Below are 26,716 nucleotides of genomic sequence, written 5' to 3'. Positions count from 1 at the left end.
GGACGCGCCCCCGCTGGAGAACCCACCTCCGACGACACCTCCCCACGCCGAATCACCGAGCCAGGAATTCTCCCACCACCCGATAGGTCTCCGCGCAAGCCTCGGGCACCAGATCCTCCAGATTCAGATAGGCATGAATCATGTCCGCGAAGGGCACATGCCGCACCGGCACGCCGGCGGCCTCCAGGCGCTTCACGTAGGCCAGGCCCTCGTCGCGCAGCGGGCAGAACCCGGCGGTGATCACCAGGGTTTCCGGCAGCCGCTCGCTGATCGTCATGTACAGCGGCGAGGCGGCGCGGCGCCGCTCCGCGTCCGGCGCGGGCCCGTCCTGGAAATAATGGTCGAAGTACCAGCGGATACGCGGCGTCTCCAGCAGGTAGCCGTGGCCGTTCTCCTCCACGGAAGGGTGGTCCAGGGTGTAATCCAGGCTCGGGTAGATCAGCACCTGCCGCTCGATGGTCAGGTCCGGATCGTCCTGGGCCACGGCGCTTACCGTGGCCGCCAGGGTGCCGCCCCCGGAATCCCCGGCCAGGCTCAGGCGCCGTTCCACCCGGCGCCCCTCGGCCTCCAGCAGCGGCCACAGATGGCGGGCCACCGCCAGGCAGTCCTCCAGCCCCCGTGGGTAGGGGTGCTCCGGCGCCAGCCGGTAGTCCACGGAGACCACCAGCCGGCCGCTGGCCTCGGCCAGCTTGCGGCAGATCGGGTCATAGACCGCCACGCTGCCGGCCAGGTGGCCGCCGCCATGGAAGAACAGGCACACCGGCTTGCGCGTCTCCGGGGCCGGATCGTAGAGCCGCACCGGCACCGGGCCGCCGTCGGCGGGCACGGTGGCGTCGCCCACCCAGGGCAGCGCCGGTGACCGTGTGACCAGGTTGCGGGTCATGGCGGCCATGCTGTCGCGCACCGAGGCCGGGGTGGCCGCCACGCCGCGCGCGGCCTGTTCGGCCACCAGGCGGTTGAGGCCGTCCAGCCAGCCGGCTAGGCCGGCGTTCGGATGGTCCGCTTTCAGCATTGAAACAGCACCAGGGCATCGCCGTCGCAGATCAGACGGCCGTCCTCGCCGGTGCAGCGGGTGTCCAGGTAGACCAGCGCCTTGTCCCGGCGCAGGCGCGACACCGTCACCGTGGCGGTGAGGGTTTCCCCGGGCCGCCCGGCGGCGTGGAAGCGCATCTTCTGTTTCAGGTAGTTGGTGCCGTGGCCGGGCAGCTCCTCGCCCAGCAGGTAGGAAAACAGGGCGGCGATCAGCGGCTCGGGGACTTCCTCCGGCCACACGCCGTCGTGGTCGGCCAGGCGGCACCATTGCTCCAGGTCGGCGGCCTCGAAGCGGCGCGACACCTGGGCCCGGTCGCCGATACTCAGCCGCTCGAAACGGGGCAGCTCGTGGTCGCTCATCGGGGGTCCTCGTGGTTCAGTTTCAGGCGGCAGCGGCCGTCCAGGCAGAGCTGGTCGTCGGAGCGGATCACCTGGGTGCGCAGCTCCAGATGGTCGTTTTCCGGCGGCGCCGGGATGCTCAGCCGGATCAGCATCTGGTCGCCGGCGAAGGCCGGCGCCGGGAACATCAGTTCCTGGGTCTCCAGGTCCGCGCCGGGGTACTGGTCGGCGATCAGGCCGCGCACCGCGGTGAACAGCAGCATGCCGTGGGGCACGGTGGCGCCGAAGCGGGTGGCGGCGGCGTAGTCCGGGTCCACGTGGATCGGGTTGTGGTCGCCGCTGAGCGTGGCGAAGCGGTCGAAGTCGGACTGCTCGAGGACCAGGTCCCGCTCGATGCAGGCAATGCAGCGGTCGTTATCCTGTTGCTTAGCGTCGTGCGTCATCGCGTAACTCCTGTTTGGTGACCTTGCCCAGGGCATTGCGCGGCAGGGCCTGGACGCGCTGGAATGCCTTCGGCACCTTGTAGCCCGCCAGCCGCTCGCGGCAGTAGTCGCGCAGAGCGTCCTCGCCGGGGTCATCCTGGTCCGGTTGCAGGCCGTAGTAGGCCTTGCCCACTTCGCCCCAGCGTTCATCGGGCATGCCCACCACCGCCACCTCGGCGATCGCCGGGTGCTGCTCGAGCACCTTCTCCACCTCGGCGGGGTAGACGTTTTCGCCGCCGGAAATGTACATGTCCTTCCAGCGGTCGACGATATAGTAATAACCGTCCTGGTCCCGTCGCGCCACGTCGCCGCTGTGCAGCCAGCCGTCGGCGCGGATCGCCTCGGCGGTGGCGTCGGGCCGGTTCCAGTAGCCCGGCGTGATGTTGGGGCCGCGGATCAGCAGCTCGCCGGCCTCGCCCTCGGGCACGTCGCGGCCGTCGCGGTCGACGATGCGCACCTCGGTGAGCAGCTGCGGGCGGCCCACGGAGCCGATCTTGTCGATCACGCTGTCCTCGTCGAGCAGGAACACCGTGGGGCCGGTTTCGGTCATGCCCATGCCGGTGCGCACGCGGATGCCCTGGTCCACGTAGCGCTGCGCCACCGGCAGGGACAGTGGCGCGCCGCCGCAGCCCCAGGAACGCACCCGCTCCAGCCGCCGGCCGTCGAAGGCCGGGTGGTCAATCAGTGCCTGGTACACCGCCGGCACGCCGAAGAACACCGTGGCCCGCTCCTCCAGGGCGCGCAGGGCCTGGTCCGGCTCGAAGCCGCGCGGCACCAGCACGCTGCCGCCGGCCAGGAACACCGCCGAGGAATACAGGTTGATGCCGGCGGTGTGGAACAGCGGCAGCACGTTGAGCAGCACGTCGCTGCCGGTGAGTTCCACCGCCAGGCCGATGTTGAGGTAGTTGGCCAGCATCATGCGGAAGGTCTGGATCACGCCCTTGGGCTTGCCGGTGGTGCCGGAGGTGTAGAGCAGGTACCAGGGGGTGTCCGGGTCCTTGTCCGGGTGGGCGCGGGTGTCCGGCTCGGTGTCGGCCAGATCCGCCGGGTAGTCGCGCTGGCCGGCGGCGGCGCCGTCCAGGGCCACCAGGGTGAGCCCGGGCTGGCGCTCCGCCAGGGTGGCGGCGGCGTCGGCGAACTCGGCGCCGAAGATCAGCGCGCCGGGCTTGCAGTCGTCCATCAGCACGGCTAGCTCCGGCACCGCCAGGCGCCAGTTGAGCGGCACCAGGATCAGGCCGGCCTTGGCGCAGCCGAACAGCATGGCGAAGAATTCCGCGCGGCTGTGGCCCAGGAAGGCGAGTCGGTCGCCTTCCTGGAGCCCCCAGTGCTCGCGGGCGGCGGCGGCCAGCCGCGCGGCCCGCTCGTTGAGGCCGGCGTAGTCGTAGCGTTCGCCGCTGTCCAGGTCCTCCAGCGCCGGCCGGGCCGGCGTTACCCGGGCCCGGTGGGCGAGCAGGTCGAACATCTCCATTTTTTATTCTCCGATCAGGGATTCAACTCCGACCAGCTGAACCGGGTGATGCGGTTGCTGATCAACGAGAACACATAGACGTTGCCGCCGCCCACCGCCACCTGCTCGGTGTCGAACAGGCCGCCGGGGCGGGTGCCCAGGTCGCGGTCCAGCCAGTGGCCCTGGTAGGCCGGGTCGATCACGCCGCTGGCGTTGGGGGCGTAGTCGTCCGGGTTATTCCAGACCCGCGCCACCATGTTGAAGCCGTCCGCCACGATCAGGGCGTCATGGCCGGCGTCGTAGGCCAGGCCGGCGGGCAGGAACAGGCGGTCCGGGTCAAGGCCCTCCGGGTGGTCGTAGGTGCCGCCGCCCAGACCCACCTGGCCGAGGCGGGCGCCGGTGGCCGGGTCCAGGGCCTGCAGGCGCTGGTTGCGGCGGTCGGTGACGTAGACCCGGTCGTCCAGGGCCAGCACATCGCCGATCTGGTCGAAGGTGCCGGCGGCGCCTTGCTCGAAGAAGTCCGGGCCCAGGCTCCAGTTTTCGCCCAGGTCGTTGCCCTTGGCGCTATCCGGGCCGCCGGCGTACCAGTTGCCATCCAGGGTGCCGCTGCCGCTGTCGTAGTCGAAGCGCCACACGTAGTTGCCGAAGCTGGTGATGTAGACCGCGTGCTCGTCGCCGCCTTCGCCGTGCACGGACACCGATACCGGGTAGTTGGTGTTGCTGGTGGACAGGCCGATCTCCGGGGCGGACAGGCCGCCGGTGCGGTAGCTCAGGTTGAACAACTCCTCCAGGTTGCCGTCCGCGTCGTAGATGCGCAGGCTGGCGTCGCCGGTGTAGGGCCAGGGCAGGGTGGCGTCGGCGCCCACCAGCACCGCCACGCCTTCGCCGATGTTGGGGTCGTTGAAGGTGGCGATGCCGGTCACGCCGTAGCTGATGTTGGTGCCCGGGAAGCGGCCCTGATAGGTGCCGCTGCCGTCGTACATGTTGATGCGGGTGTTGGGGGTGTCGCTGACCAGCAGGCGGTTCTTGCTGCCCAACCAGGCCATGCCGCTGGCGGAGTGCAGTTGGCCGGCCAGGGTGCGCGGGTGGCCCCAGTATTCATTATCGGACACGGTGCCCACGCCGGCGGACACGGAGCAGCGCAGCAGGCTGGTGCCGCTGGAATTGGTCCAGCATTTCTTGATGCGGTTGTTGCCGGAGTCGCTGACCAGATGCACCCGGGCGTTGCTGTAGTAGTAGCCCCAGGAATAGATGTTCTCCCGGTAGAAGCTGCCGTCGGCGCGGATCACCGGCACCAGATCGTTGGGCAGCTGGAAGGCTTCGTCCTCGGTGCCGGCGCTGGTGGGCGCGCGCATTTCCACCTGGTGGATGCCCAGGCGGCCGTACACCCAGGCCGCTTCGGCGTCGCTGCTCTGGTTGGCGCGGTAGCGGATCGGGTCGCTGTCGGTGGTGGCGGCCAGATTATCGAAGCGCAGGATGCGGCCGTTGTAGGTGTCGGCCACGTAGAGGTTGCCGTCCAGGTCGGTGCGCACGCCGCGCGGGCGTTTGAGGTGGTCCACGTCGCCGTCGTCGTCACGGAAGCGGCCCAGCATGTCGTCCAGGGTGAGCTGGCCGGTGCCGGTGTCGACGCGGAAGATCTTGATGCGGTTGTTGCCGTTGTCCGCCACGTACAGGTAGGTGGCGCCGTTGTCCGGCGACTGGTAGTAGGTCATCCCCTGGGGAATGCGGTAGCCGTCCCGTTTGGCGGGCTCGCCGGCGTAGTCGTCGTAGTGGGTGGAGTCACTGCCGTAGTTCTTGTCCACGCCACGGATGATCGGCCCGGCTTGCACATAGTCGCCGCTTTCCTGGTGGCCCAGAGTCTGGATCAGGCTTACCTGGTAGCCGTTGTCCGGATCAATGCTGAACGCCTTGACCCGGTGGTTGAACTCATCGGAAACGTAGATAAAGCCCTGCGGCGTGATCGTCATGTTGCGCGGCAGGTAGAGGTCCTCGCCGCCGCCGTGGCCGGGCTGGCCGATGGAGGTGACGTATTCGAAGTCGCCGGCGGCGCCGGCCACGGTGCGGAAGAAGTGAATCTGCTGGCGGCCCACGTCGTTGACGTAGAGGCCGGCCAGGCGGTCGTCGTCCGCTTCGCTTTCCGACAGGAAGGCGATGCCCAGGGGCGCGCGGATCTCCGGCACCGAGGCGGCCGGGCTGTCGCCGGCCAGGGTGGTGTCGGCGTCGTCCAGGCGGCCCACCAGGGCGCCGTTCAGGTTCAGCACCTTGATTTCGTGGTTGCCCATGTCGGCCACGTAGACCCGGGCGCCGCTGGCGCCGCCGCTCAGCGAGTCGCGGTCATAGGTGACCGTGGTGGGGGTGTTGAACTGGTAGCGTTGCTGCACCGGCTCGCCGCTGAGTTCCGCGGAGCGGTCCTCGTCGGCGAAGGTGTCGAAGGCGCCGGCGGTGAGGGGGATGGTGAGGGGCAGGGCGCCGAGTAGCAGCGCGCCGGCCAGGTTTTTTGTTTTCATGATGCTCTCCCGTTGGTTGTTATTCTTCGCGTCTTGTATCGCGACTGAAGTCGCTCCTACAGGGGGCTCCGTAGGAGCGACTTCAGTCGCGATCAGACGCTTATCGTTTCAGGAAGGCGGCCATGCCGAGGTCCGCCTCGTCGCTTTCTATTTGCTCCAGAAAATGCCGGTATTCGGCCTCCAGGCCGGCGGCCACGGTGGCCCGGTCCGGGCGGGTCAGGGCCAGGGTGCGGGCCACGCTGTGGGGCCGGGCGTCGCGGATTTTTTCCGCCACTTCCCGGGCCCGCGCGCCGGTGTCGTCGGCGCCGGCGCGGTACTGCACCAGACCCAGGCGATAGGCCTCGTCGGCGTCCAGGCGGCGGTTGGTCAACTGAATATCCAATGCCCGGGCGCGGCCGATGCGCTCCGGCATCAGCGCCGTCCAGCCGCCGTCCGGGCTGTAGCCCACCACTGTGTACCAGGGCGCGAAGCTGGCCCGGTCGCCGGCCACGGCGATGTCGCTGGCCAGCACCAGACCCAGGGAGCCGCCGGTGACCAGGCCGTGCACCGCCGCCACCGTGGGCACCGGCAGGTCGAGCAGGTCGAGCAGGGTGGCGTTGAGGGTGCCCACCACTCTCTCCGCGTAGGCGCGGCGTTCGGCCCGGGGCGTGTCGAAGAAGCCGGCCACGTCGCCGCCGCTGGAAAAGGAGCGGCCGTTGGCGTCCAGGATCAGCACCGCCGCGTCGCTGTCGCGCACCCGGGCGAGCTGCTCGCGGATCGCGTCCAGCAGCTCCGGCACCAGGGCGTTGTGGCGTTCCGGGCGGTTCAGGGTGAGCCGGGCGACGCGGTCCTCGACGTGCAGGGTGGCGGCATGGAGGGTGGCGGCGCTCATGAGGCTTTCTCCTTGCCGTCCAGGGTCAGGCCGTTGCGGAACAGGTCGGCGATGGTGTCGACGATCTCGTCGAACGGCACGTCCCGTTCCCAGAGCGCGTAGCGCAGACCCAGGAAATTGGACATGCCCATCAGTGCCCACACCCGCACCTCGTTGTTGCCGGCGCGGATCTCGCCCTTGCGGGTGGCGTTGGCCAGCATGCGCAGGTAGCCCTTGCCGAAGGCCTCGTAGTAATCCCGGTAAATGCTTTCGTCGACGAACTGGGCTTCCTGCAGCACCCGGTACAGGGACGGGTTCTCGAACAGGTACTGGAGGAAGGCGCGCAGGCCTTTCTCCTCGGCTTCCAGCCGGTCGCGGGCGTCGACGATCTCGGCGGCCAGGTGGGCGCGGACCTGGTGGCCCATGTCGCGCACCAGCTCGCGCAGGATCTCTTCCTTGCCGGCGAAGTAGGTGTAGAAGGTGCCCTGGGCGACGCCGGCGGCGCGGGTGATATCGCTGATGCCGGCGCGGTGATAGCCGAGGGTGCCGAAGGTGTCTTCCGCCGCTTTCAGGATGCGTGCCCGGGTGCGGGCGCCGCGGGCGGTCTTGGGGGCGCCGGGGCCCGGGTTGCCGGCGGCGCCGGCCTGTTTGGCGTTGACAGCAGTGTTCATGGAAGGGGCCGTTGTTGTTCTTTGAAAGTTGAATCGGTATTCAACTAAATTAGGTTCGGGCCCCGGTTCTGTCAACCGGCCAGACCTGGATGGTGGCTCGGAGAGGGTGCCGCCGGCTCCCGGTCGATGGTTTGAAACCCCTTTTATAAAAGGCTTTGCGCTTATTCCGTTGGTGCCTTTTGGCAATATTCCACGATCGTGGAATTTTTTTGGCCAACCCCTTGCGGAAAGGTGAATCAGTTGTCATATTGTTGGCGAACTCCGAATAAACAACACAACAACAACCCCGGCTCCGCGCCGGAAAAACAACAAGGGAGAGATCCTATGAAGCGTCTCATTACCGCGACGGCTTTCACCCTCACCGCTCTCGCCGCCGCGCCCGCGGCCCAGGCCGCCGATTCCATTCGCATTGCCCATGTCACCGGTTTCACCGGCCCGCTGTCCGCCTACGCGGAGCAATTGAGCGTGGGCATGAAGATGGGCTTCGAGTACGCCACCGACGGCAGCATGGAGATCGAAGGCCGCAAGATCGAAATCATCGACAAGGACACCCAGCTCGACCCGGCCCGGGCGCGCTCCCTGGTGGAGGAAGCCTACGCCGAGGACGACGCCCACATCGTGGTGGGCCCGGTGTCCTCCGGCGTGGCCCTGGCCACCCTGCCGATCGCCGAGATGTACGAGCGCGTGATCATGCCCGAGGGCGTGGCCGACGCCATCACCGGCGCCGATTGGAACCGCTATGTATTCCGGGTCGGCCGTAACTCCTCCCAGGACGCGGTGTCCAACGCGGTGGCCCTGGGCGAACCGGGTGTGTGCGTGTCCACCATCGCCCAGGACTACGCCTTCGGTCGCGACGGCGTGGCCGCCTACAAGGAAGCGATGGAAGGCCAGGGCGGCCAGGTGGTCCACGAGGAATACCTGCCCACCGACGCCACCGACTTCACCGCCGCCGCCCAGCGGCTGTTCAATTCCCTGAAGGACCGTGACGACTGCGAGCAGGGCAAGTACATCTTCGCCATCTGGGCGGGCAGCGCCAATCCGCTCAGCCGCATCCAGGACCTGCAGCCGGAACGCTATGGCATCAAGCTGGCCACCGGCGGCAACATCCTGGCGGCCATGGTCAGCTACTCCGAGTTCCCGGGCATGGAAGGCGCCGGCTTCTACTACTTCGAGTCGCCCAAGAACGACATCAACGACTGGTTCGTGAAGGAGCACTTCAAGCGCTTCGACGCGGCGCCGGACTTCTTCACCGCCCAGGGTTTCTCCCAGGCCATGGCGATCACCGCGGCGATCCGCGAGACCGAGGGGTCCACCGACAGCGAGGACCTGATCAGCGCCCTGGAAGGGCTGGTGTTCGAGACCCCCAAGGGCAAGATGATCCTCCGCGACGAGGACCACCAGGCGCTGCAGGAGATGTACCACTTCCGCGTCAAGGTGGAAGAGCGTGACGACTGGTTCGCCGACCGCGCCGTGACCGCCGGCGTGCCGGAGCTGGTGCGCAAGATCGCCATCGACCAGATGAACATCCCGATCCGCAACGACCGTTAAGCCGGTGGCGTGGCCCCGCCGGGCCACGCCTCCCATCCCCGATCCCGATGATTCCGATAACACGAAGGGACCTCCCATGGCCTCCTTGCAACCCGAAGCCGATTCCCGCCCGGTGCTGGAGACCCGCGACCTGACCATCAACTTTGGCGGTCACGTGGCGGTGAACCAGGTTTCCTGCGCCTTCCACGCGGGTACCCTGACCTCCATCGTGGGGCCCAACGGGGCCGGCAAGACCACCTGGTTCAACCTGATTTCCGGGCAGCTCGCCGCCACCGCCGGCAGCGTGCGCCTGTTCGACGAGGACATCACGCGGCTGGGCGCCGCCGCCCGCGCCGGCAAGGGGCTGGGCCGCGCCTTCCAGCTCACCAACCTGTTCCCCGACCTGACCGCCCTGGAAAACGTGCGCCTGGCGGTGGCCGCGCGCTACCACATCGGCCATGTGTTCTGGCAGATGGCGAGCCGGCGCCGCGACATTACCGACCGCGCCGCCGCTTTCCTGGAGCAGGTCAACCTGGGCAAGCGCGCCGACGCCCTGGTGGCCAATCTGCCCCACGGCGACCAGCGCAAGCTGGAAGTGGCGCTGATGCTGGCCCTGGAGCCGGAAGTGTTCATGTTCGATGAGCCCACCGCCGGCATGAGCGTGGACGAGGTGCCGGTGATCCTGGATCTGATCGCCGACATCAAGAACAAGCAGAACAAGGTGATTCTGCTGGTGGAACACAAGATGGACGTGGTGCGTTCGCTGTCCGACCGCATCGTGGTGCTGCACAACGGTGAACTGGTGGCCGACGGCGAGCCCGCCGAGGTGATCGCCTCGCCGATCGTCCAGGAAGCCTACCTGGGCGCCGAGGTGGAGGAGATCTGAGATGAGCGAATCGATTCTGTCCCTGTCCGGGGTGTCCGCCAATATCGACCAGTACCACATTCTGCACGGCGTCGACCTGGAAGTGCCCGCCGGTGAACTGACCGTGCTGCTGGGCCGTAACGGCGCCGGCAAGAGCACCACCCTGCGCACCATCATGGGTCTGACCACGGTGACCGGCGGCAGCGTGCGCTTTCGCGGCGACGACATCACCGGCCAGCCGACGCCGCGCATCGCCCGCAAGGGCATCGCCTTCGTGCCCGAGAACATGGGCATCTTCAGCCTGCTCACGGTGCGCGAGAACATGATTCTGGCGGCGGTGAGCGGCCCCATGGACGAGCAGCGCCTGAACTGGATCCTTGATCTGTTTCCGCCGTTGAAGAAGTTCTGGAACCGGCCGGCGGGCAATTTGTCCGGCGGCCAGAAGCAGATGCTGGCCATCGCCCGGGCGGTGATCGAGCCCCGCGAACTGCTGTTGGTGGACGAGCCCACCAAGGGCCTGGCGCCGGCCATCATCAATGATCTGGCGGACGCCTTCGAGCAGCTCAAGCAGCAGCGGGTGAGCATTCTGCTGGTGGAGCAGAACTTCAATTTCTCCCGGCGTCTGGGCCAGTCCGTGGCGGTAATGAACGACGGCGGAGTGGTGTATTCCGGCCAGATGGCCGAGCTCGCCGACAACGAGGAACTGCAGCACGACCTGCTCGGCCTCGGTCTCGGCGCGCATCAATGAGGGCGCGCCGCTATGAATAAGGAGAACACAGCCATGTCGGCCCACGACGAACTGATTGAACCGCGGCCCCGGGGCGCCCTGGGCCGGTTCCGCGCTTTCCGGGAGGAGCGGCCCCATCTGTTCCTGCTGGTGCTTATGATGCTGGTGGCGTTTTTCATGATGGACCCGCGCACCTGGGTGGTGCTCACCATCAGCGGCCTGGCCATGGGCGCCATGGTGTTTTTGATGGCCTCGGGCATGACGCTCACCTTCGGTCTGATGAACGTGCTCAACCTGGCCCACGGCGCCTTTATTTCCCTGGGCGCCTTCGCCGGCGCCACGGTGCTGGTGCACTGGCTCAACGTCCAGGCCGGTGAGGCCTCGGTGTGGGCCAACCTGGCGGCGGTTCTGCCGGCGCTGGGCTTCGCCCTGGTGGTGGCCGGCCTGATCGGTCTGCTGTTCGAGCGGCTGGTGATCAAGCCGGTGTACGGCGACCACCTCAAACAGATTCTGGTCACCGTGGGCGGCTCCATCATTCTCATGGAGCTGATCCAGGTGGTGTGGGGCCCCAACGAGATTCCCGTGCCCCGGCCGGAGACCCTTACCGGCGCCTTCCTGGTGCCGGAATCCCTGCCGGTGATCGGCGGCGTGGCCCTGGAAAAATACCGTTTGGTGGCGGTGATCCTGGGGCTGGCGGTGTACGGCCTGATGACCTGGGTGATCGAGCGCACCCGCACCGGCGTGCTGATTCGCGCCGGCGTGGAGGACCGGGAGATGGTGGAGGTGCACGGTTACCGCATCCGCCTGCTGTTCCTGGGGGTGTTCGTGGCCGGCTCGGCACTGGCCGGGCTGGGTGGCGCCATGTGGGCCATGTACCGGGAGATCATCACCGCCCACATGGGCGACGAGCTGATGATCTCGGTGATCGTGGTGATCATTCTCGGCGGGCTGGGGTCCATCAAGGGCTGTTTCTACGGCGCCGTGCTGGTGGGGCTGATCAACCTCTACGTGGGCTACCTGGAACCGCGTCTGGCGGCGGTGGCCACCGTGGGCCTGATGGTGGGCGTGCTGATGTGGCGCCCCCAGGGCCTGATTCCGGTCATCAAGGTGTGAGGGGCCAGCCATGATGCAACGACTGCTTTCCGGCGATTACCCGCGCAGCCGCGCGCTCACCGCGCTGCTGCTGATCATCGGCGCGAGCCTGGCCCTGGGGCCGTTCCTGTTCCCCGGGGTGCGCGCTTTCTCCATGCTCGGCATGATCTGCGTGTTCATCATCGTGGTGGCCTCCTACGACCTGATGCTGGGCTACACCCACATCGTGTCGTTCGCGCACACCATGTTCTTCGGCATCGGCGCCTATGGCGTGGCGATGGCCACGGACGCCTTGGGCAACGGCTACGGCGCGGTGCTCGCCGGCATCGGCGGCGCCGTGCTGCTCACCATTCTGCTGTCGCTGCTGCTGGGGCTGCTGTCGCTGCGGGTCAAGGCGATCTTCTTCGCCCTGGTGACCCTGGCGGTGGCGTTCGCTTTCCTGAGCCTGGTGACCCAGCTGTACAACCTCACCGGCGGCGAGGACGGCTTGGCGGTGCGCGTGCCCCGGGAGCTGGGCCCGGCGTTCCGGCCCTTCGACGAGCCCTGGGTGGGCTTCGATGTGGTGGGCTTCTTCAGCGGCCTGTTCAGCGACCCGGCCAATGCCTTCAAGGACGCCCTGTTCGACGTGCGCGTCAACGGCCGGCACCTGGTGTACTACATCGCCTTCCTGAGCGCGGTGGCGGTGTTCCTGTTCCTGCTGCGCATGGTCAACTCGCCGTTCGGCCGGGTGCTGCAGGCGATCCGCGAGAACGAGTTCCGCGCCCAGGCGCTGGGCTACCGCACCGTGTTCTACCGCACCGCGGCGGTGATCGTGTCGGCGGTGCTGGCCACCCTGGCCGGGGTGCTGTTCGCGCTTATCAACCGCTACGTGAACCCGGAGAACACGCTCAACTTCGAACTGATGGTGTTCATCCTGCTGATGTGCGTGATCGGCGGCATGGGCACCCTGTACGGCGCCGTGGTCGGCACGGCGCTGTTCCTGCTGGCGCAGAACTACCTGCAGGACCTGCTCAAGCTGCTCGCCGGCCAGGTCGAGAAGGGCTCCATGCTCGCCGAGCTGGTGGGCCCGGACAGCTGGTTGCTGTGGTTCGGCCTGCTGTTCGTGCTCAGCGTGTATTTCTTCCCCTCCGGCATCGTCGGCCAGCTGCGGCTGTGGGCGGCGCGCCGCCGCCAGCGCCGCGCCGGCAACGGCGGTGCGAGCCGGGACGGGGTGTCCGCGCAAGGAGAAAGTCATGCGTCTTGAGGACCGTGTAGCAATCATTACCGGCGCCGGCCGTGGTATCGGCCGGGCAATCGCCGAAGGGTACGCCCGGGAAGGGGCGCGGGTGGCGGTGGCGGATCTGGATGCCGCCACCGCCGAGGACGCGGCGGCCGCGATTCGCGCCGCCGGAGGCGAGGCGATCGCCGTGACCATGGACGTCACCAACGAAGAAGCGGTGGACGACGGCGTACAACGGGTGATCGACACCTGGGGCCGTCTCGACATCGCCGTGGCCAACGCCGGGGTGCAGCACATTGAAGCCCTCGACAAGCTGTCCCTGGCGGAATGGCGCAAGGTCACCGCGGTGCATCTGGACGGCGCCTTCCTGCTGACGCGGGCGGCGCTGCGGCGGATGTACCAGGGCGGTGGCGGCACCCTGCTGTACATGGGCTCGGTGCATTCCATGGAGGCGTCGCCGTTGAAGGCCCCCTACGTGGCCGCCAAGCACGGGCTCCTGGGCCTGTGCCGGGCGGTGGCCAAGGAGGGCGCCGAACACGGCGTGCGCAGCCATATTATCTGCCCGGGGTTCGTGCGCACCCCGCTGGTGGAGAAGCAGATCCCCGAGCAGGCCCGGGAACTGGGCGTGTCCGAGGAGGAGGTGGTGCGCAACGTGATGCTCAAGAACACCGTGGACGGCGAGTTCACTACCGTGGAGGACATCAGCCAACTGGCCGTGGATCTGGCGGCGTTCCGGTCGGCGGCGCTCACCGGGCAGTCGGTGATCGTCAGCCACGGCTGGCACATGGGATAGGGTCCGGGAGCCCGGTTCCGTCCCTGGAACCTGGAGATCGATCAGGCCTTCGGAGGGGTCGCAGAAAAGAAAACCTGAAGGGGGCCCGCCGGAAACTTGAATATACTGTACAAATGGACAGTGGTCAAGACATGGGAGAGCGTTGGGCGCCGGGGGAGATCCCCGAGCGCCTTTTTTTTCGCCCGCTTATTCCTGCTCGGGGAGGGTGATGTTCAGTTCCAGGATCTCGCAGCCGGATTCCCGGTCCATCTGCACGTTGACGGCGTCCTGGTCCACGGGCACGTACTTGCGCACCACCATCAGCAGCTCCTCCTGAAGCTGCGGCAGGTAGTCCGGACCGCCGCGGGTGGACCGTTCCCGGGCCACGATGATCTGCAGGCGTTCCTTGGCCACCGAGGCCGATTTTTCCTTCTTGGGCAGCAAATAGCTGAAGATGCTCATCGTTACCCTCCGAACAGGCGGCCGAACAGGCCTTTCTTGGCGCTGGTCAGGAAGCGGTGCTCGCGGGTCTCGCCGAGGAAGCGGGCCACGGAGTCGTCGTAGGCCTGGCCGGCGTCGGACTCGCGGTCCAGGATCACCGGGCTGCCGGCGTTACTGGCGTTGAGCACCGCCTGGGATTCCGGGATCACGCCCAGCAGGTCGATGGCCAGGATCTCCTTGACGTCCTCCACGGACAGCATCTGGCCGCTTTCCACCCGTTCCGGGGAGTAGCGGGTCAGCAGCAGGCGCGCGGGGATGTCGCCCTCGCCCTGTTCCGCCTTGCGGGTCTTGCTGGAGAGAATCCCCAGGATGCGGTCGGAATCGCGCACGCTGGACACTTCCGGGTTGGTCACCACCACCGCTTCGTCGGCGAAGTAGGCGGCGGTGAGCGCGCCTTTCTCGATGCCGGCGGGGCTGTCGCAGATGATGTATTCCATGCCCATTTCCTTGAGGCCATCGAGCACCTTCTCAATGCCTTCCAGGGTGAGGGCGTCCTTGTCGCGGGTCTGCGAGGCGGGCAGGATGTACAGGTCCTCCACGCGCTTGTCCTTGATCAGGCCCTGCTTGAGGTTGGCGTCGCCGTTGATCACGTTGACCAGGTCGTAGACCACCCGTCGCTCGCAGCCCATGATCAGGTCCAGATTGCGCAGACCCACGTCAAAATCGATCACCGTGGTTTTGTGGCCCCGCTGCGCCAGGCCGGTTGCCAGGGCCGCGCTGGTGGTGGTTTTGCCCACCCCCCCCTTGCCGGATGTTACGACCACGATTTTTGTCACGATCTCGTCTCCTTGAATGAGTGTTCGCGGGGCGGCTTATTTGCCGCTCAGCTCGACGAAGCGCATGGCGTCGCCGTCCAGAGTGATTTGCACCGCCTTGCGGCGCTGATTATCGGGCAGATCCTCGGCCACGCGATAGTGCCCGGCGATGGATACCAGCTCCGCGTCCAGGTCCTGGCAGAAGATGCGCGCGGCGGTGTTGCCGCGCACCCCGGCCAGGGCACGCCCGCGCAGGGTGTTGTAGACGTGGATGTGGCCCTCGGCGAGCAGCTCGGCGCCGGTGCTCACCGGGGCCAGCACGATCAGGTCGCCGTGGCTGTAAATCTGCTGACCGGAGCGTACCGGCTGCTCCACCACCAGGGTCTCCGCCGCCGGCGCCTGGCTGGCCGGGGCCGGCTCCGGACGCGGCACGTCCCGGCCGCCGGCCAGGCTGATGCTGCCCAGGCCGAGCATGGCGGCGGTGTCCGCGTCCAGGTGGGCGTTGCGGGCCAGGGCCACCAGGTTCACGCCCAGGCCGCGCAGGGTGTCCACGGCGGCCAGCAGCTCGATCTGGTTGCTGTTTTCCGGGTCGGCCACGTCGATCACCACCGGGGCGTCGCGCAGCCACTGGGCGGCCTCGTCCAGGCGCCGGCCCACTTCGCGGTGCAGGGTGTTGGGGTCCAGGTCCTTGAGGTGCAGGACCGTCATCATCAGCATGCGGCCCTTGAATTCCAGAACCGCTTTTTCCTCGGAAGCCACTGTCATTAGAGGGTGTCTTGTACCGAATGGGTGGACGCCGGCGCGGAAGCGGGGCGGCCGGCGACGAAAGTCCGGAAAAGCCTAGTCGAAAGCGCCATTCGGTGAAAGCGGCGTGACAGAGGCGCTTTGTTAAATTTCACCGCTCTGGGACCGATTGGACAGAAATCCGTCGCCAGGTAAGAACAACGGCGTAGGGAGCCCCGTAGCCTGGACCCTGCTGTAGGAGCGGCCGGGCGGCGTTCCGCTTCAGTCGCGATGAAGGCGGCACTGCCTTCGATGGTGGCCATCGCGACTGAAGTCGCTCCTACCGTAACCCCCACCCTGCGGAGCGTGCGTGATGCTACCTCGAAGCGTCTCGGTGTGGGCCCCTTTCCGGGAACGCCGTGAACCCGTCCCTGGGGGCTCCCGGTTTGACATCCTGTCAAACAGGGTCCCGGAAAGGGGCCCACACCGAGACGCGGCCCCGATGGAGGGATCACCCCCCTGGCTTTCACGCCAAACCGCGAGACATAAAAAAACCGCCCCGGAGGGCGGTTTTGTGGGTGGGGGCTGCCGGGCGGATCAGATCGGCCGCTCGGTGTGCATTTGCACCTCCTTGAACTCCTTGTCGAAGGCGTCGGTGAGCAGGCAGTCGTAGCGCATCTCGTCGTACTCGAGAATGGCCTCCACCTTGTCGTTGGGGATGATGCCCTGGGCGGCGGCGTTCTCCACCTTGGCGCGCAGGGTGTCGCCTTCCAGCTTGCCCTTGAGGTCCGCCTTGTAGAACGCCTCGAAGTCGGATTCCACCTCCAGCAGCTTGTTGTAGGTGGCTTCCACCCGGCCGATGTTGTCCTCCGGGTCCTGGGGAATGTAGGCGTTGGCGGCCAGGGCGTCGCGCACGCTGGAGGGGCTCATGATCTGCTCGCCCAGGGTGCGGATCAGCCCGTCGCTGGGCTTGTGCGCCAGGCACGGGCGGCCGAGCGGGAAGAACAGGCCCTTGAGCAGCCGCGCCACGCCGAAGTAGCCGAAGTTGCGGCAGAAGTCCTCGATCGCCTGGTGGGCCTGGCTCAGCGAGCGCCGCAGCGCGTAGGTGGCGTGGGCGTCGTTGGCCTCGTCCCGGGGCAGGGTGGCGTGGTATTTGAGGACGGCGCAGCTGATCAGCAGGTGGCTGTGCAGGTCGCCGAGCCGCGCGGACACCATCTCGCGACGCTTGAGGTCGCCGCCCAGCAGGGCGAAGGCGATGTCGGAGAAGCTCGCCAGCACCGCGCTGTAGCGGGTGATCAGGCGGTACCAGGGGGCGCTGAAACTGTCCGCGTTGGCGGGGATTTCCGCCAGGCGGGCGCCGCTCAGGCCGTGCACCATGCCGCGGCTGATGTTGCCCAGGGAATGGCCGGCGTGCTTGAAGAACAGCTGTTCGAAGTTCTTGAAGCCGCGCTCCTGGTCCTCGTCCTGGATCGCCTGCAGCTCATCGTAGAGGTACGGATGGCAGCGCAGGGCGCCCTGGCCGAAGATCATCAGCGAGCGGGTCAGGATGTTGGCGCCCTCCACGGTGATCGCCACCGGGATGGACTGGTAGGGCAGGGCCATGAAGTTGCGCGGGCCCATCTGCACGGCGCGACCACTGGCGATGTCCATGCCGTTGTTGATCAGCACGCGCATCATTTCCGTGGAGTGGTACTTGGCCATGGCGGTGACCACGGAGATGGTGCCTTCCTCCAGGCCCCGGGTCACCAGGTGCCGGTAGGCTTCCAGGGTGTAGGCCAGGCCCGCCACCTCGGCGGAGGATTCCTGCACGCCCTCGAAGTGGCCCACGGCGGTGCCGAACTGGCGGCGGATGCGGGAGAAGGCGCCGGTCATACGATAGCCGATTTCGCCGCTGGCGGTGGACAGGGCGGGCAGGGACACGCCCCGGCCGGCGCCCAGGCACTCGATCAGCATGCGCCAGCCCTTGCCGGCCATTTCCTGGCCGCCGATGATGGCGTCCAGGGTCACGAACACGTCCTTGCCGTTGATCGGGCCGTTCATGAACGGCGAGCCGCCCGGGTTGTGGCGGCGGCCGATTTCCACGCCCTCGGTGTCGGCGGGCAGCAGGGCGCAGGTGATGCCGATTTCGTCCTGGTCGCCGAGCAGGTGTTCCGGGTCATACAGTTTGAACGCCAGGCCCACCACGGTGGCCACCGGGGCCAGGGTGATCCAGCGCTTGGCGAAGTCCAGGCGGATGCCGATCACTTCCTCGCCGTCCACGGTCTGCTTGCAGACCACGCCCTTGTCCGGGATGGCGCCGGCGTCGGAGCCGGCTTCCGGGCCGGTCAGGCCGAAGCAGGGGATTTCCTCGCCGGAGGCCAGGCCCGGCAGCCAGCGCTGTTTCTGTTCGTCGGTGCCGTACTTGGCGAGCAGCTCGCCCGGGCCCAGGGAGTTGGGCACCATGGCGGTCACCGCCGTGGTCAGCGAGCGGGTGGCGATCTTGCTCATGGTGCGGCTTTGCGCGTAGGGGCTGAAGTCGCGGCCGCCGTATTCCTTGGGAATGATCAGGCTGAAGAAGCCCTTGGTCTTGAGGAATTCCCACACTTCCTCGGGCAGGTCCTTGAGCTCGTGGTAGATCTTCCACTCATCGAGCATGCCGCAGAGTTCCTCGACCTCGTTGTCCAGGAACGCCTGCTCCTCGTCGGTGAGGCGGGTAAAGTCGGTCTTGGAGAATTCATCCCAGTCCGGCTTGCCGCCGAACAGCTCCGCCTCGAACCAGGTGGCGCCGGCTTCGATGGCCTCGCGTTCGGTGTCGCCGATGGGCGGCATCATCTTGCCCAGGGTCTTGAACACCGGGCGGCTGATCAGCTTGGCGCGCAGACCCGGGTGGTTGAGCACCACCAGCACGGCGGCCACCAGGATCAGCAGAATCGGGTTGTACAGCCACGACGCCAGCAGGCCGCACAGCAGCCAGACCACCGCGAACACGGCGCTGCCGGTAGTCAGCGACAGCTGCATGTAGAATATGGCCAACAGGGTGGCGGCCAGTATTACCAGGGCCAAAAGGCTCAGCATGGTCATCTCCTTTGCCAGGACGCTTGCTTGTGTCGGGAATGCCTCCATACCTTACCCAGTGGATATGGAGGGCACGTGAACGTTTGTTCCAGTGTACGCCCATCGTCCCGCCCTGTTGCCGTTTTAACAGTTTTTAATCTGTTTATGGACCCTTGGAATTTCGTACAATTGCCGCCAATCAAGGTCCCTAAAGTCATTCCCGTCACAGGAGTCCCCGGTGCAGGACAACGCTTCGATCATCGATGTCACCGAACAGAACATTCAACAGGTACTGGAAAGCTCCCGGCAGATTCCGGTGCTGTTCGACTTCTGGGCCTCCTGGTGCCAGCCCTGCCTGCAAATGGCGCCGCTGCTGGAGAAACTGGCCGGCGAATACCAGGGCAAGTTCCTGCTCGCCAAGGTGGACGCCGACGCCCAGCAGAACATCGCCGCCCAGTTCGGGGTGCGCAGCCTGCCGTCGCTGAAGCTGGTCTATCAGGGGCAGCTGGTCAGCGAGCTGGACGGTGCCCAGACCGAGGGTGCCCTGCGCCAGTGGCTGGCGCCGGTGGTGGATCCGGACGCCGCCCAGGCGGAGCAGGAGGAGCAGTTCCTGGAGCAGGTGCGCCAGGCCATCGAGGCCGGCCATGGCGGCCAGGCGGAGCAGGCCCTGCGCCAGACCCTGTCCGAGCAGCCGGACAAGCATGCTTTCCGCGCGCTGCTGGTGGAGTACCTGTTGGGCGAGGGGCGCACCGATGAGGCCCAGTCCGTGCTGGCCGAGGTGGTCGAGGATGTGGAGGAGCTGCGGCCGTTCCGGGCGCGCTTCGCGTTGCTGGAGAAGCTGGAAGGCGGCGGCGAGAGCCTGCATGACCTGGCCGCGCGCATCGAGAGCGATCCGACCCCGGAGGATCTGCACGCCTATGGTCTGCGTGCCGCCGCCGCGGGCCAGTTCCAGGCCGGCCTGGACGCGTTGCTGAGGTTGCTGCGCGATCATCGTGATTACAAGGACGGGGTGGCGCGGCAGGCGTTGCTGGAGGTGTTCGATTGCCTGCCCAAGGGGGATCCGCTCGCCAGTCAGTATCGGCGCAGGATGTTCACCTATCTGCATTGAGTCGTCTGGGGGGCGCCGGGCCCTCCATTCTGGCCGCGTCCCGGTGTGGGCCCCCTTTCCGGGAACGCCGTGAACCCCCGCAAGCGGGTCCGGCCACCCATCACAGATGGGCGGCGTTCGGCGGCGCGCGAAGCAGTGCTTCGCAACACGCTTGCCTCACCCCTGGGGGCTCCCGGTTTGACATCCTGTCAAACAGGGTCCCGGAAAGGGGGCCCACACCGGGACGCTCCGAGGTAGCGTCACGGGCGGCTCCTTAGTGGGGCGTTGGTGTGGCGTTGGCGGTTGGATGTGGCGGTAGGGGCGACTGGGCGGCATTCCGCTTCAGTCGCGATAACTCGGCGCCATTATCGCGACTGAAGTCGCTCCTACGGTCTCTCCTACGGCCCTTGCTTCTGTGTCTGCCTGTTTGTGGCGCAGGCTTTCTTCTTATTTGTGATCGACATTGGTGCTTTTCAGGGTGCATGTGCACTTTCTGGGTGCGTATTTGCCCGGATTTTGTGCGGGTTGCGCCCTGAAGGGGCGCGTTCGCTGGGTTTGTGATCTGGCCTGATTCTTGTATGCCCTTTCCCGGTGCAATGCCGTCGGGGTGCGCTCCGGCGGTGCAATTCCGGGCCGCGTTTCGGCCCCGAGGACGAGGGACTCAAGAATGAAAATGATCACGGCGGTGATTAAGCCGTTCAAGGTGGACGATGTACGGGACGCTCTGGCCCGGGTGGGCATTCAGGGCATGACGGTGAGCGAGGTGAAGGGCTTCGGCCGCCAGAAGGGCCACACGGAGCTGTACCGGGGCGCCGAGTACGTGGTGGATTTCGTGCCCAAGATCAAGCTGGAGCTGGCGGTGGCCGACGGCCGCGTGGATCAGGCGGTGGACGCCATCCTGCAGGCCGCCGGGACCGGCAAGATCGGCGACGGCAAGATCTTCATCACCGCGCTGGAGCAGGCGGTGCGCATCCGCACCGGCGAAACCGACGACGACGCCCTGTAACCGGAGGCCCCGATGAAATACTGGATCGCGGGCCTGCTGGCCCTGACCCCGTCCCTGGCGCTGGCGGACGGCCTGGACAAGAGCGATACCGCCTGGATTCTGGTGGCCACCGCCCTGGTGCTGTTCATGACCCTGCCGGGCCTGAGCCTGTTTTACGGCGGCCTGGTGCGCAACAAGAACGTGCTGTCGGTGTTGATGCAGTGCTTCGCCATCGCCTGCGCGGTGTCGCTGGTGTGGCTGATCGCCGGCTATTCCCTGGCGTTTTCCGACGGCGGCGCCGCCAACGCCTGGATCGGCGGCCTGCAGCACGCCTTCTTCGCCGGCATCGACCGGGACAGCCTGGCCGGCTCCCTGCCGCAAAGCCTGCATGGCCTGTTCCAGATGACCTTCGCCATCATCACTCCGGCGTTGATCGTGGGCGCCTTCGCGGAGCGCATGCGCTTCGGCGCCATGCTGGCGTTTTCGGTGCTGTGGGTGCTGGGCGTCTATGTGCCGGTGTGCCACTGGGTGTGGGGCGGCGGCTGGCTGGCGCAGCTGGGCCTGTACGACTTCGCCGGCGGCACCGTGGTGCACATTACCGCCGGCGTCGCCGCCCTGGTGGCGGCGGTGGTGCTGGGCCGCCGCAAGGACTGGCCCGGCCAAGCCATGAAGCCGCACAACATGACCATGACGGTGATGGGCGCGGGCATGCTGTGGGTGGGCTGGTTCGGCTTCAACGGGGGCTCGGCGCTGGCCGCCGACGGCAACGCCGCCATGGCCATGCTGGTGACCCACATTTCCGCCGCCGCCGGTTCCCTGGCCTGGCTGACCCTGGAGGCGAAAAAATTCGGCAAGCCGTCCGCTTTGGGCATCGCCACCGGCATGGTGGCGGGGCTGGGCACCATTACCCCGGCGTCCGGGTTCGTGGGCCCCGGTGGTGCGCTGATCATCGGCCTGGCCGCCGGCGTGATCTGCTTCTACATGGTGCTGGTGGTCAAGCAGCGTTGGCGCATCGACGATTCCCTGGACGTGTTTCCGGTGCACGGCGTGGGCGGCATTCTCGGCACCCTGCTGGCCGGGGTGTTCGCCTCCACGGAGCTGGGCGTGTTCTCCGGCTACGGCTTCGCCAAACCGGACTACGGCATGCTTCAGCAAGTGGGCGTGCAGGCCCTGGGCGTGGTGGTTACCTTCGTTTACACGGCGCTGCTGACCTGGGCGCTGCTCAAGCTGGTGGGTCTGTTCACGCCGCTGCGCGTCAGCCCGGACGAGGAAAGCCAGGGGCTGGACATCGCCCTGCACGAGGAACGCGGCTACGACCTCTGACGCCGCCGCCCGGGGTCCAGTATGCTTTGGGGGTACCGTTTTAAGGAGCCCCCATGGATTTGGACCCCTACGGCTGGCCCCACGCCGGCGCCCTGGACGTTCGCCAGCTGCCTTTCCAGGTGGCGGCGAACGGGGTGGCGGCCCTGGACGACAGCCTGGATCGTATTCACGAACATCAGCGCCGGCTCTACGCCGGCCGCCGTTACGCCGTGCTGCTGGTGGTCCAGGGCTTGGACGCCGCCGGCAAGGACAGCCTGATCCGCACCCTGGCCCGGGCCATGGACCCGGCCGCCTTCCGCGCCCATTCCTTTGCCCGCCCCCTGGGCGATGAGGTGCACCATGACTTCCTGTGGCGGGTGTGGCGGCATTTGCCGGAGCGCGGCGAGGTGGTGGCGTTCAACCGCAGCCACTACGAGGCGGTGCTGGCGGAGCGGCTGTGGCCGACCAGCGAGCCGCCGCCGGACTGGCGCGGCCGCTACCGGGCCATCAACGAGTTCGAGGGGCATCTGCACCGGGAGGGCACCCGCCTGATCAAGGTGTGGCTGAATACCTCCGAGGACGAGCAGCGCCGACGCCTGCTCAAGCGCCTGGACAAGCCCCGCAAGCGCTGGAAATTCGATCCCTCGGACATCGAGAACTGGCGCGGCCGGGACCGCTATCTGGCGCTGGTCAACGAGACCCTTACCGCCACCCACACGGACCATGCCCCCTGGCACCTGATTCCCAACGACGACAAGCCCGCCGCCCGGGCCCGGGTGGCCGGCCTGGTGGCGGATTCGCTGGCCGCCCTGGCGCCGGAATACCCGCGTGAGAACATCGGCTGCATCGAGCATTACAAGGCGCTGCTGCGCGGTGATTCCCACGATGGGGGATGCTGACCGGTTGGCCCGTTGCCAGCGCCGGGAAAGCATTGTCAGCTTCGGGGCCTTTCTATAAGGTACGGGAAAGTTTCGAACGCTCGTTTGAATCCGGTCCTGGCACCGAGCCGGGCGTCGAAGCGGAATCCAACCAAGGAGACAACAATGAGCGTGGAATTTCTGTCCGACGAATGGTTCGCGAAGGTAAAGGAAATCCGTGAGTCCGCCGGCGACGTGGAAGCGCCCGCCGCCCTGGCCGACCTGGTCATCAACATCAAGGTGAACACCGACGACGGCGAGAAGCACCTGTCCCTGGTGGGCGGCATGATCGAGGAAGGCGAGCACGCGGACGCGGCCACCACCCTGACCCTGCCCGCCGATCTGGCCAAGCGCATCTTCATCGAAGGCGACCAGTCCGCCGGCATGCAGGGCTTCATGAGCGGCCAGATCAAGGTCGACGGCGACATGAGCAAGCTGATGTCCCTGCAGTCCGCTCAGCCCACCGATGAGCAGAAGCAGCTGATGAAGCAGATCCAGGACATCACCGCCTGATCCGCCTTCGCCTCGGTGAATCGAAAACGCCCGCCCCGCGCGGGCGTTTTTTTGGGGGTGTTTTCCCGGACCCCTGATCGCGACTGAAGTCGCTCCTACAGCACCGGCCGTAGGAGCGACTTCAGTCGCGATAACGCAGGCCGTGTCAGCCGCGCTCTTCCCGGTTGCGGTTCTCCAGCCGCCCGTGGAGGCGCGCCACCTCATGGGGCACGCTCTTCAGCCAGCCGCGCACGCTGCGCCCGCCCCGGTCCAGATATTCCGTGATCGAAGGCACCCAGCGCGCGCCATGCAGCCCCAGGCACAGGGGCTGGGGCCCGTGGTCGTCCTCCAGCCGCCGCACCCGGTCGGCGGGCAGGCCGTCGAGCAGCAGGCCGGGCAGGGTGGGCGGCGGCGCCATCAGGTCGCAGGGCAGGCACAGCACCGGGCCGTCCCCGCAGGCGGCCAGCCCCGCCTCCAGGCCGGCCATGGGGCCGAAATAGCCGTCGCGGCGGTCGCGCACCACGCTGTCCGCCCGGCCCTGGTAAAGATCCAGGTTGCGGTTGGCGCTGATCACCACCGGCCCCGGCGGCGCCACGGCGTCCAGCAGCTGGTCGACCAGCGGCTGGCCGTCGATCTCCACCAGGCCCTTGTCGCGGCCGCCCATGCGGCGCCCTTCGCCGCCGGCCAGAATCAGTAATGTATAGAAAAGATCCATGCGCTATCGCGGTGTTGGGAGTGTGATCGGTTATCCGCTATCCTCTGCGCCCAGGCAACCGGGGACATTCAGTGGACAGCGCCCGCGACTATCTTAACGACATCGACCGCTTCGGTCGCTTGCTGGACGGCTATCGCCCCCGCGAGCCCCAGCTGCGCATGGCCGACGCGGTGGCCGAGGCGATCCGTGCCCGGGGCACCCTGCTGGTGGAGGCCCAGACCGGCACCGGCAAGACCCTGGCCTACCTGCTGCCGGCGCTGCTGTCCGATGGCCCCACGCTGGTGTCCACCGGCACCAAGAGCCTGCAGGACCAGCTTTTCTTCAAGGACCTGCCGGTGGTGCTCAAGGCTCTGAGCCTGCCGCGCAAGGCGGCGTTGCTCAAGGGCCGCGCCAACTACCTGTGCCCCTACCGGCTGGAGCTGCACCAGGAGGAAGCCCGTTTCCTGACCCGGGAAACCGCCGAGCAGCTGCAGGTGGTGGCGCACTGGGCCGGGCGCACCAAGAGCGGCGACATCGCCGAGCTCAAGCAGCTGCCGGAGGACGCGCCGGTGTGGCCCTGGGTGACCAGCACCGCCGACAACTGCCTGGGCACCGAGTGCCCCAAATACAGCGAATGCCCGCTGATGAACGCCCGCAAGGAAGCCCAGGAGGCGGATCTGGTGGTGGTCAACCACCACCTGTTCTTCGCCGACGCGGCGCTGCGCGGGGAGGGCGTCTCCGAGCTGCTGCCCAGCGCCAACACGGTGATCTTCGACGAGGCCCACCAACTGCCGGAGGTGGCCGCCGCCTTTTTCGGCGACTCCCTGAGCACCCGCCAGATCCAGGAACTGGGCCGTGACGCCCTGTCCGAGGCGGCCCACTCGGCGCTGGATCTGGCGGCGCTGAACCAGCACATCTCCGCCCTGGACAAGGCCGGCCAGGACCTGCGCCTGAGCCTGGGCGAGCAGGAACGCCGCGCCCCCTGGTCCGAGGTGGCGGAGCTGCCGGCGGTGCGCGAGGCCGGCGAGGCGCTGCTGGATGCCCTCATCGACCTGAACGATTTTCTCGAGCCCCAGGCCCGCGCCAGCCGGGGCCTGGAATCCTGTGCCCGGCGGGCCTCCGAGCACGTGCTGACGCTCAAATCGATCCTCGACGCCAACGGCCCCAACCGGGTCTACTGGTTCGAGACCTTCCGCCGCACCGTGGTGCTGCACAGCACGCCGCTGTCGGTGGCCGGCCAGCTGCGCGCCCAGCGCGAAAAGCACCCCTGCGCCTGGATCCTGACCTCGGCGACCCTGTCGGTGGCGGGGCGCTTCGAGCACCTGCAGAAGCGCCTGGGCCTGGACGAGGCGGAGACCCTGAGCCTGGAGAGCCCGTTCGATTTCAAACGCCAGGCGGTGTTCTACGTGCCCGAGAACCTGCCGGCGCCGTCCTCGCCGGACTACACCGCAAGCCTCACGCGGGCGATGATTCCGGTGATCCGCGCCGCCGAGGGCCGCACCTTCTTTCTGTTCACCAGCCACCGGGCCCTGCGCGAGGCGGCGGCGTTGCTGCGCGAGGAGAAGCTGGAATACCCGCTGCTGGTGCAAGGCGAGGCCGGCCGTCGGGAACTGTTGGACGAGTTCCGGCGTCTGGGTAATGCGGTGCTGCTTGGCACCAGCAGTTTCTGGGAGGGCATCGACGTGCGTGGCGAGGCGCTCAGTTGCGTGATCATCGACAAGCTGCCGTTCGGCTCCCCCGGGGACCCGGTGGCGGCGGCGCGCATCGAGCACATCAACGCCAACGGCGGCAACGCCTTCCGCGACTACCAGCTGCCCCAGGCGGTGCTGGCCCTGCGCCAGGGCGCCGGCCGGCTGATCCGCGACCCCAACGACCACGGTCTGCTGGTGGTGGGCGACCCGCGCCTGGTGACCAAGGGCTACGGGCGCCTGTTCCTGGACAGCCTGCCGGGCATGACGCGCACCCGCAAAGTGGAAGTGGTGCAGCGTTTCTTCCCGCACATCGCCCGCCTGCAGGCGGAACGCCTGGCGCAATCGAAACCCGGCGAGGCGCCGCCGGCGCCCGCCCCGCAAGAGCCGACCCATGACGCACATTCTGGCCATTGAAACCGCCACCGACGCCTGCTCGGTGGCGCTGTACCGGGACGGCGAGGTGCTGGAACGCTTCGAACCCGGTGCCCGCCGTCAAACCGAACGGGTGCTGCCCCTGGTGGACGACCTGCTCGCCGAGGCGGGCATCGGCCTGGGCGCCCTGGATGCCCTGGCGTTCGGCCAGGGGCCGGGCGCCTTCACCGGGGTGCGCGTGGCCACCTCGGTGATCCAGGGCCTGGCGTTCGCCCGCGACCTGCCGGTGGCCGGCGTCTCCACCCTGGCCGCCTGCGCGCTGGCCGCCTTCGACGCCCACCCGGCGCGCCCCCGGGTGCTGGCGGCCTTCGACGCGCGCATGGGCGAGCTCTACCTGGGCGCCTACCACTGTTACGCCGGCGGCAACGGCCAGGGCGAGCGCGTCGAGGCGCTGCTGGCGGACGGCCTGTTCGACCCGGACGACGTGCCCGCCCTGGACGGCGGCGACTGGCTGCTGGCCGGCTCCGGCGCCGTTTACCGGGAGCGCATCGCCACCCGGGTGACCCTGGCGGAGGTGGACGAAGCCGCCGCGCCGCGCGCCTCGGCGGTGGCCCGCCTGGCGGTGCCGCTGGTG

The 26,716-nt window shown here is 67.6% G+C and carries 25 protein-coding genes; 13 read left to right on the top strand and 12 right to left on the bottom strand.

Annotation, left to right across the window (positions count from 1 at the left end; all coding sequences use genetic code 11):
* Positions 1–52: 52 nt before the first annotated feature.
* The 7 genes from HMJ39_RS12460 to HMJ39_RS12430 form a co-directional block, all read right to left on the bottom strand.
* Positions 53–1,012 (bottom strand): alpha/beta hydrolase, encoded by a 960-nt coding sequence (locus HMJ39_RS12460; protein WP_194297570.1) that lies wholly within the window; start codon positions 1,010–1,012, stop codon positions 53–55.
* On the bottom strand, positions 1,006–1,392 hold the full coding sequence (locus HMJ39_RS12455; RefSeq protein ID WP_194297569.1) for a hotdog family protein: 387 nt from the start codon (positions 1,390–1,392) through the stop codon (positions 1,006–1,008). The genes HMJ39_RS12460 and HMJ39_RS12455 overlap by 7 nt, the downstream gene beginning before the upstream one ends.
* Positions 1,389–1,814 (bottom strand): MaoC/PaaZ C-terminal domain-containing protein, encoded by a 426-nt coding sequence (locus HMJ39_RS12450; protein WP_194297568.1) that lies wholly within the window; start codon positions 1,812–1,814, stop codon positions 1,389–1,391. Before HMJ39_RS12450 ends, HMJ39_RS12455 begins: the two co-directional genes overlap by 4 nt.
* Positions 1,798–3,321, bottom strand: a complete 1,524-nt coding sequence (locus HMJ39_RS12445; RefSeq protein ID WP_194297567.1) for an acyl-CoA synthetase — start codon at positions 3,319–3,321, stop codon at positions 1,798–1,800. Before HMJ39_RS12445 ends, HMJ39_RS12450 begins: the two co-directional genes overlap by 17 nt.
* Positions 3,322–3,335: 14 nt before the next feature.
* A complete protein-coding gene (locus tag HMJ39_RS12440) occupies positions 3,336–5,807 on the bottom strand; it encodes an NHL repeat-containing protein (protein WP_194297566.1) in 2,472 nt (823 codons plus the stop codon).
* A gap of 100 nt (positions 5,808–5,907) precedes the next feature.
* Positions 5,908–6,678, bottom strand: a complete 771-nt coding sequence (locus HMJ39_RS12435) for an enoyl-CoA hydratase/isomerase family protein (RefSeq protein ID WP_194297565.1) — start codon at positions 6,676–6,678, stop codon at positions 5,908–5,910.
* Positions 6,675–7,328, bottom strand: coding sequence for a TetR/AcrR family transcriptional regulator (locus HMJ39_RS12430; protein ID WP_161384825.1), 654 nt, complete (start codon positions 7,326–7,328; stop codon positions 6,675–6,677). Before HMJ39_RS12430 ends, HMJ39_RS12435 begins: the two co-directional genes overlap by 4 nt.
* 324 nt (positions 7,329–7,652) lie before the next feature.
* Between HMJ39_RS12430 and HMJ39_RS12425 the strand changes: the two genes are divergently transcribed.
* The 6 genes from HMJ39_RS12425 to HMJ39_RS12400 all read left to right on the top strand — a co-directional run bounded on the left by HMJ39_RS12425 (position 7,653) and on the right by HMJ39_RS12400 (position 13,551).
* Positions 7,653–8,876, top strand: coding sequence for a substrate-binding domain-containing protein (locus HMJ39_RS12425; RefSeq protein WP_194297564.1), 1,224 nt, complete (start codon positions 7,653–7,655; stop codon positions 8,874–8,876).
* 76 nt (positions 8,877–8,952) lie between these two features.
* Positions 8,953–9,741 carry an ABC transporter ATP-binding protein gene (locus tag HMJ39_RS12420; protein WP_161384827.1) on the top strand — a complete coding sequence of 263 codons (789 nt, stop codon included), beginning with the start codon at positions 8,953–8,955 and terminating at the stop codon, positions 9,739–9,741.
* 1 nt (position 9,742) lies between these two features.
* The gene (locus HMJ39_RS12415; RefSeq protein ID WP_161384828.1) at positions 9,743–10,468 is read left to right on the top strand and encodes an ABC transporter ATP-binding protein; all 726 of its coding nucleotides are present in this window, start codon (positions 9,743–9,745) and stop codon (positions 10,466–10,468) included.
* A gap of 33 nt (positions 10,469–10,501) precedes the next feature.
* Positions 10,502–11,560, top strand: a complete 1,059-nt coding sequence (locus HMJ39_RS12410) for a branched-chain amino acid ABC transporter permease (RefSeq protein WP_194297563.1) — start codon at positions 10,502–10,504, stop codon at positions 11,558–11,560.
* Positions 11,561–11,570: 10 nt separating this feature from the next.
* Positions 11,571–12,782, top strand: a complete 1,212-nt coding sequence (locus HMJ39_RS12405) for a branched-chain amino acid ABC transporter permease (RefSeq protein ID WP_161384830.1) — start codon at positions 11,571–11,573, stop codon at positions 12,780–12,782.
* Positions 12,772–13,551: a 3-hydroxybutyrate dehydrogenase gene (locus tag HMJ39_RS12400; protein ID WP_194297562.1), complete on the top strand. Its 780-nt coding sequence runs from the start codon at positions 12,772–12,774 to the stop codon at positions 13,549–13,551. Before HMJ39_RS12405 ends, HMJ39_RS12400 begins: the two co-directional genes overlap by 11 nt.
* A 186-nt stretch (positions 13,552–13,737) precedes the next feature.
* Here HMJ39_RS12400 and minE read toward each other — a convergent pair whose 3' ends face one another.
* The 4 genes from minE to HMJ39_RS12380 form a co-directional block, all read right to left on the bottom strand.
* Positions 13,738–13,992 carry a cell division topological specificity factor MinE gene (minE, locus tag HMJ39_RS12395; protein WP_161384832.1) on the bottom strand — a complete coding sequence of 85 codons (255 nt, stop codon included), beginning with the start codon at positions 13,990–13,992 and terminating at the stop codon, positions 13,738–13,740.
* 2 nt (positions 13,993–13,994) lie between these two features.
* Positions 13,995–14,807 (bottom strand): septum site-determining protein MinD, encoded by an 813-nt coding sequence (minD, locus tag HMJ39_RS12390; RefSeq protein WP_161384833.1) that lies wholly within the window; start codon positions 14,805–14,807, stop codon positions 13,995–13,997.
* 36 nt (positions 14,808–14,843) lie between these two features.
* Positions 14,844–15,551 (bottom strand): septum site-determining protein MinC, encoded by a 708-nt coding sequence (minC, locus tag HMJ39_RS12385; RefSeq protein WP_161384834.1) that lies wholly within the window; start codon positions 15,549–15,551, stop codon positions 14,844–14,846.
* Positions 15,552–16,106: 555 nt separating this feature from the next.
* Positions 16,107–18,563 carry an acyl-CoA dehydrogenase gene (locus HMJ39_RS12380; RefSeq protein ID WP_194297561.1) on the bottom strand — a complete coding sequence of 819 codons (2,457 nt, stop codon included), beginning with the start codon at positions 18,561–18,563 and terminating at the stop codon, positions 16,107–16,109.
* A gap of 217 nt (positions 18,564–18,780) precedes the next feature.
* Between HMJ39_RS12380 and HMJ39_RS19165 the strand changes: the two genes are divergently transcribed.
* From HMJ39_RS19165 to HMJ39_RS12355, 5 genes are all read left to right on the top strand, one after another.
* The gene (locus HMJ39_RS19165; protein ID WP_194297560.1) at positions 18,781–19,650 is read left to right on the top strand and encodes a tetratricopeptide repeat protein; all 870 of its coding nucleotides are present in this window, start codon (positions 18,781–18,783) and stop codon (positions 19,648–19,650) included.
* 646 nt (positions 19,651–20,296) lie between these two features.
* Positions 20,297–20,635, top strand: a complete 339-nt coding sequence (locus HMJ39_RS12370; RefSeq protein ID WP_161383689.1) for a P-II family nitrogen regulator — start codon at positions 20,297–20,299, stop codon at positions 20,633–20,635.
* A 12-nt stretch (positions 20,636–20,647) separates the two neighbouring features.
* Complete coding sequence (locus tag HMJ39_RS12365) at positions 20,648–21,937, top strand: ammonium transporter (protein WP_194297559.1); 1,290 nt, start codon at positions 20,648–20,650, stop codon at positions 21,935–21,937.
* Between the two features lie 53 nt (positions 21,938–21,990).
* Positions 21,991–22,815 (top strand): polyphosphate kinase 2 family protein, encoded by an 825-nt coding sequence (locus tag HMJ39_RS12360; RefSeq protein WP_194297558.1) that lies wholly within the window; start codon positions 21,991–21,993, stop codon positions 22,813–22,815.
* 144 nt (positions 22,816–22,959) lie between these two features.
* A complete protein-coding gene (locus HMJ39_RS12355; RefSeq protein ID WP_161383692.1) occupies positions 22,960–23,346 on the top strand; it encodes an SCP2 sterol-binding domain-containing protein in 387 nt (128 codons plus the stop codon).
* Positions 23,347–23,491: 145 nt separating this feature from the next.
* Here HMJ39_RS12355 and mobA read toward each other — a convergent pair whose 3' ends face one another.
* Positions 23,492–24,040, bottom strand: a complete 549-nt coding sequence (gene mobA / locus HMJ39_RS12350; protein WP_194297557.1) for a molybdenum cofactor guanylyltransferase — start codon at positions 24,038–24,040, stop codon at positions 23,492–23,494.
* 71 nt (positions 24,041–24,111) lie between these two features.
* On the opposite strand from mobA, the gene HMJ39_RS12345 reads away from it, so the two are divergent.
* Positions 24,112–26,124 (top strand): ATP-dependent DNA helicase, encoded by a 2,013-nt coding sequence (locus HMJ39_RS12345; RefSeq protein WP_194297556.1) that lies wholly within the window; start codon positions 24,112–24,114, stop codon positions 26,122–26,124.
* A partial coding sequence (gene tsaB, locus HMJ39_RS12340) for a tRNA (adenosine(37)-N6)-threonylcarbamoyltransferase complex dimerization subunit type 1 TsaB (RefSeq protein ID WP_194297555.1) occupies positions 26,102–26,716 on the top strand: 615 nt, incomplete at its 3' end. The genes HMJ39_RS12345 and tsaB, both read left to right, overlap by 23 nt.

This window comes from Alloalcanivorax profundimaris (assembly GCF_015265435.1).
Lineage (GTDB): Bacteria > Pseudomonadota > Gammaproteobacteria > Pseudomonadales > Alcanivoracaceae > Alloalcanivorax > Alloalcanivorax profundimaris.
The sequence above is the reverse complement of the archived record's forward strand: the minus strand, read 5'-3'. Positions and strand labels throughout refer to the sequence as shown.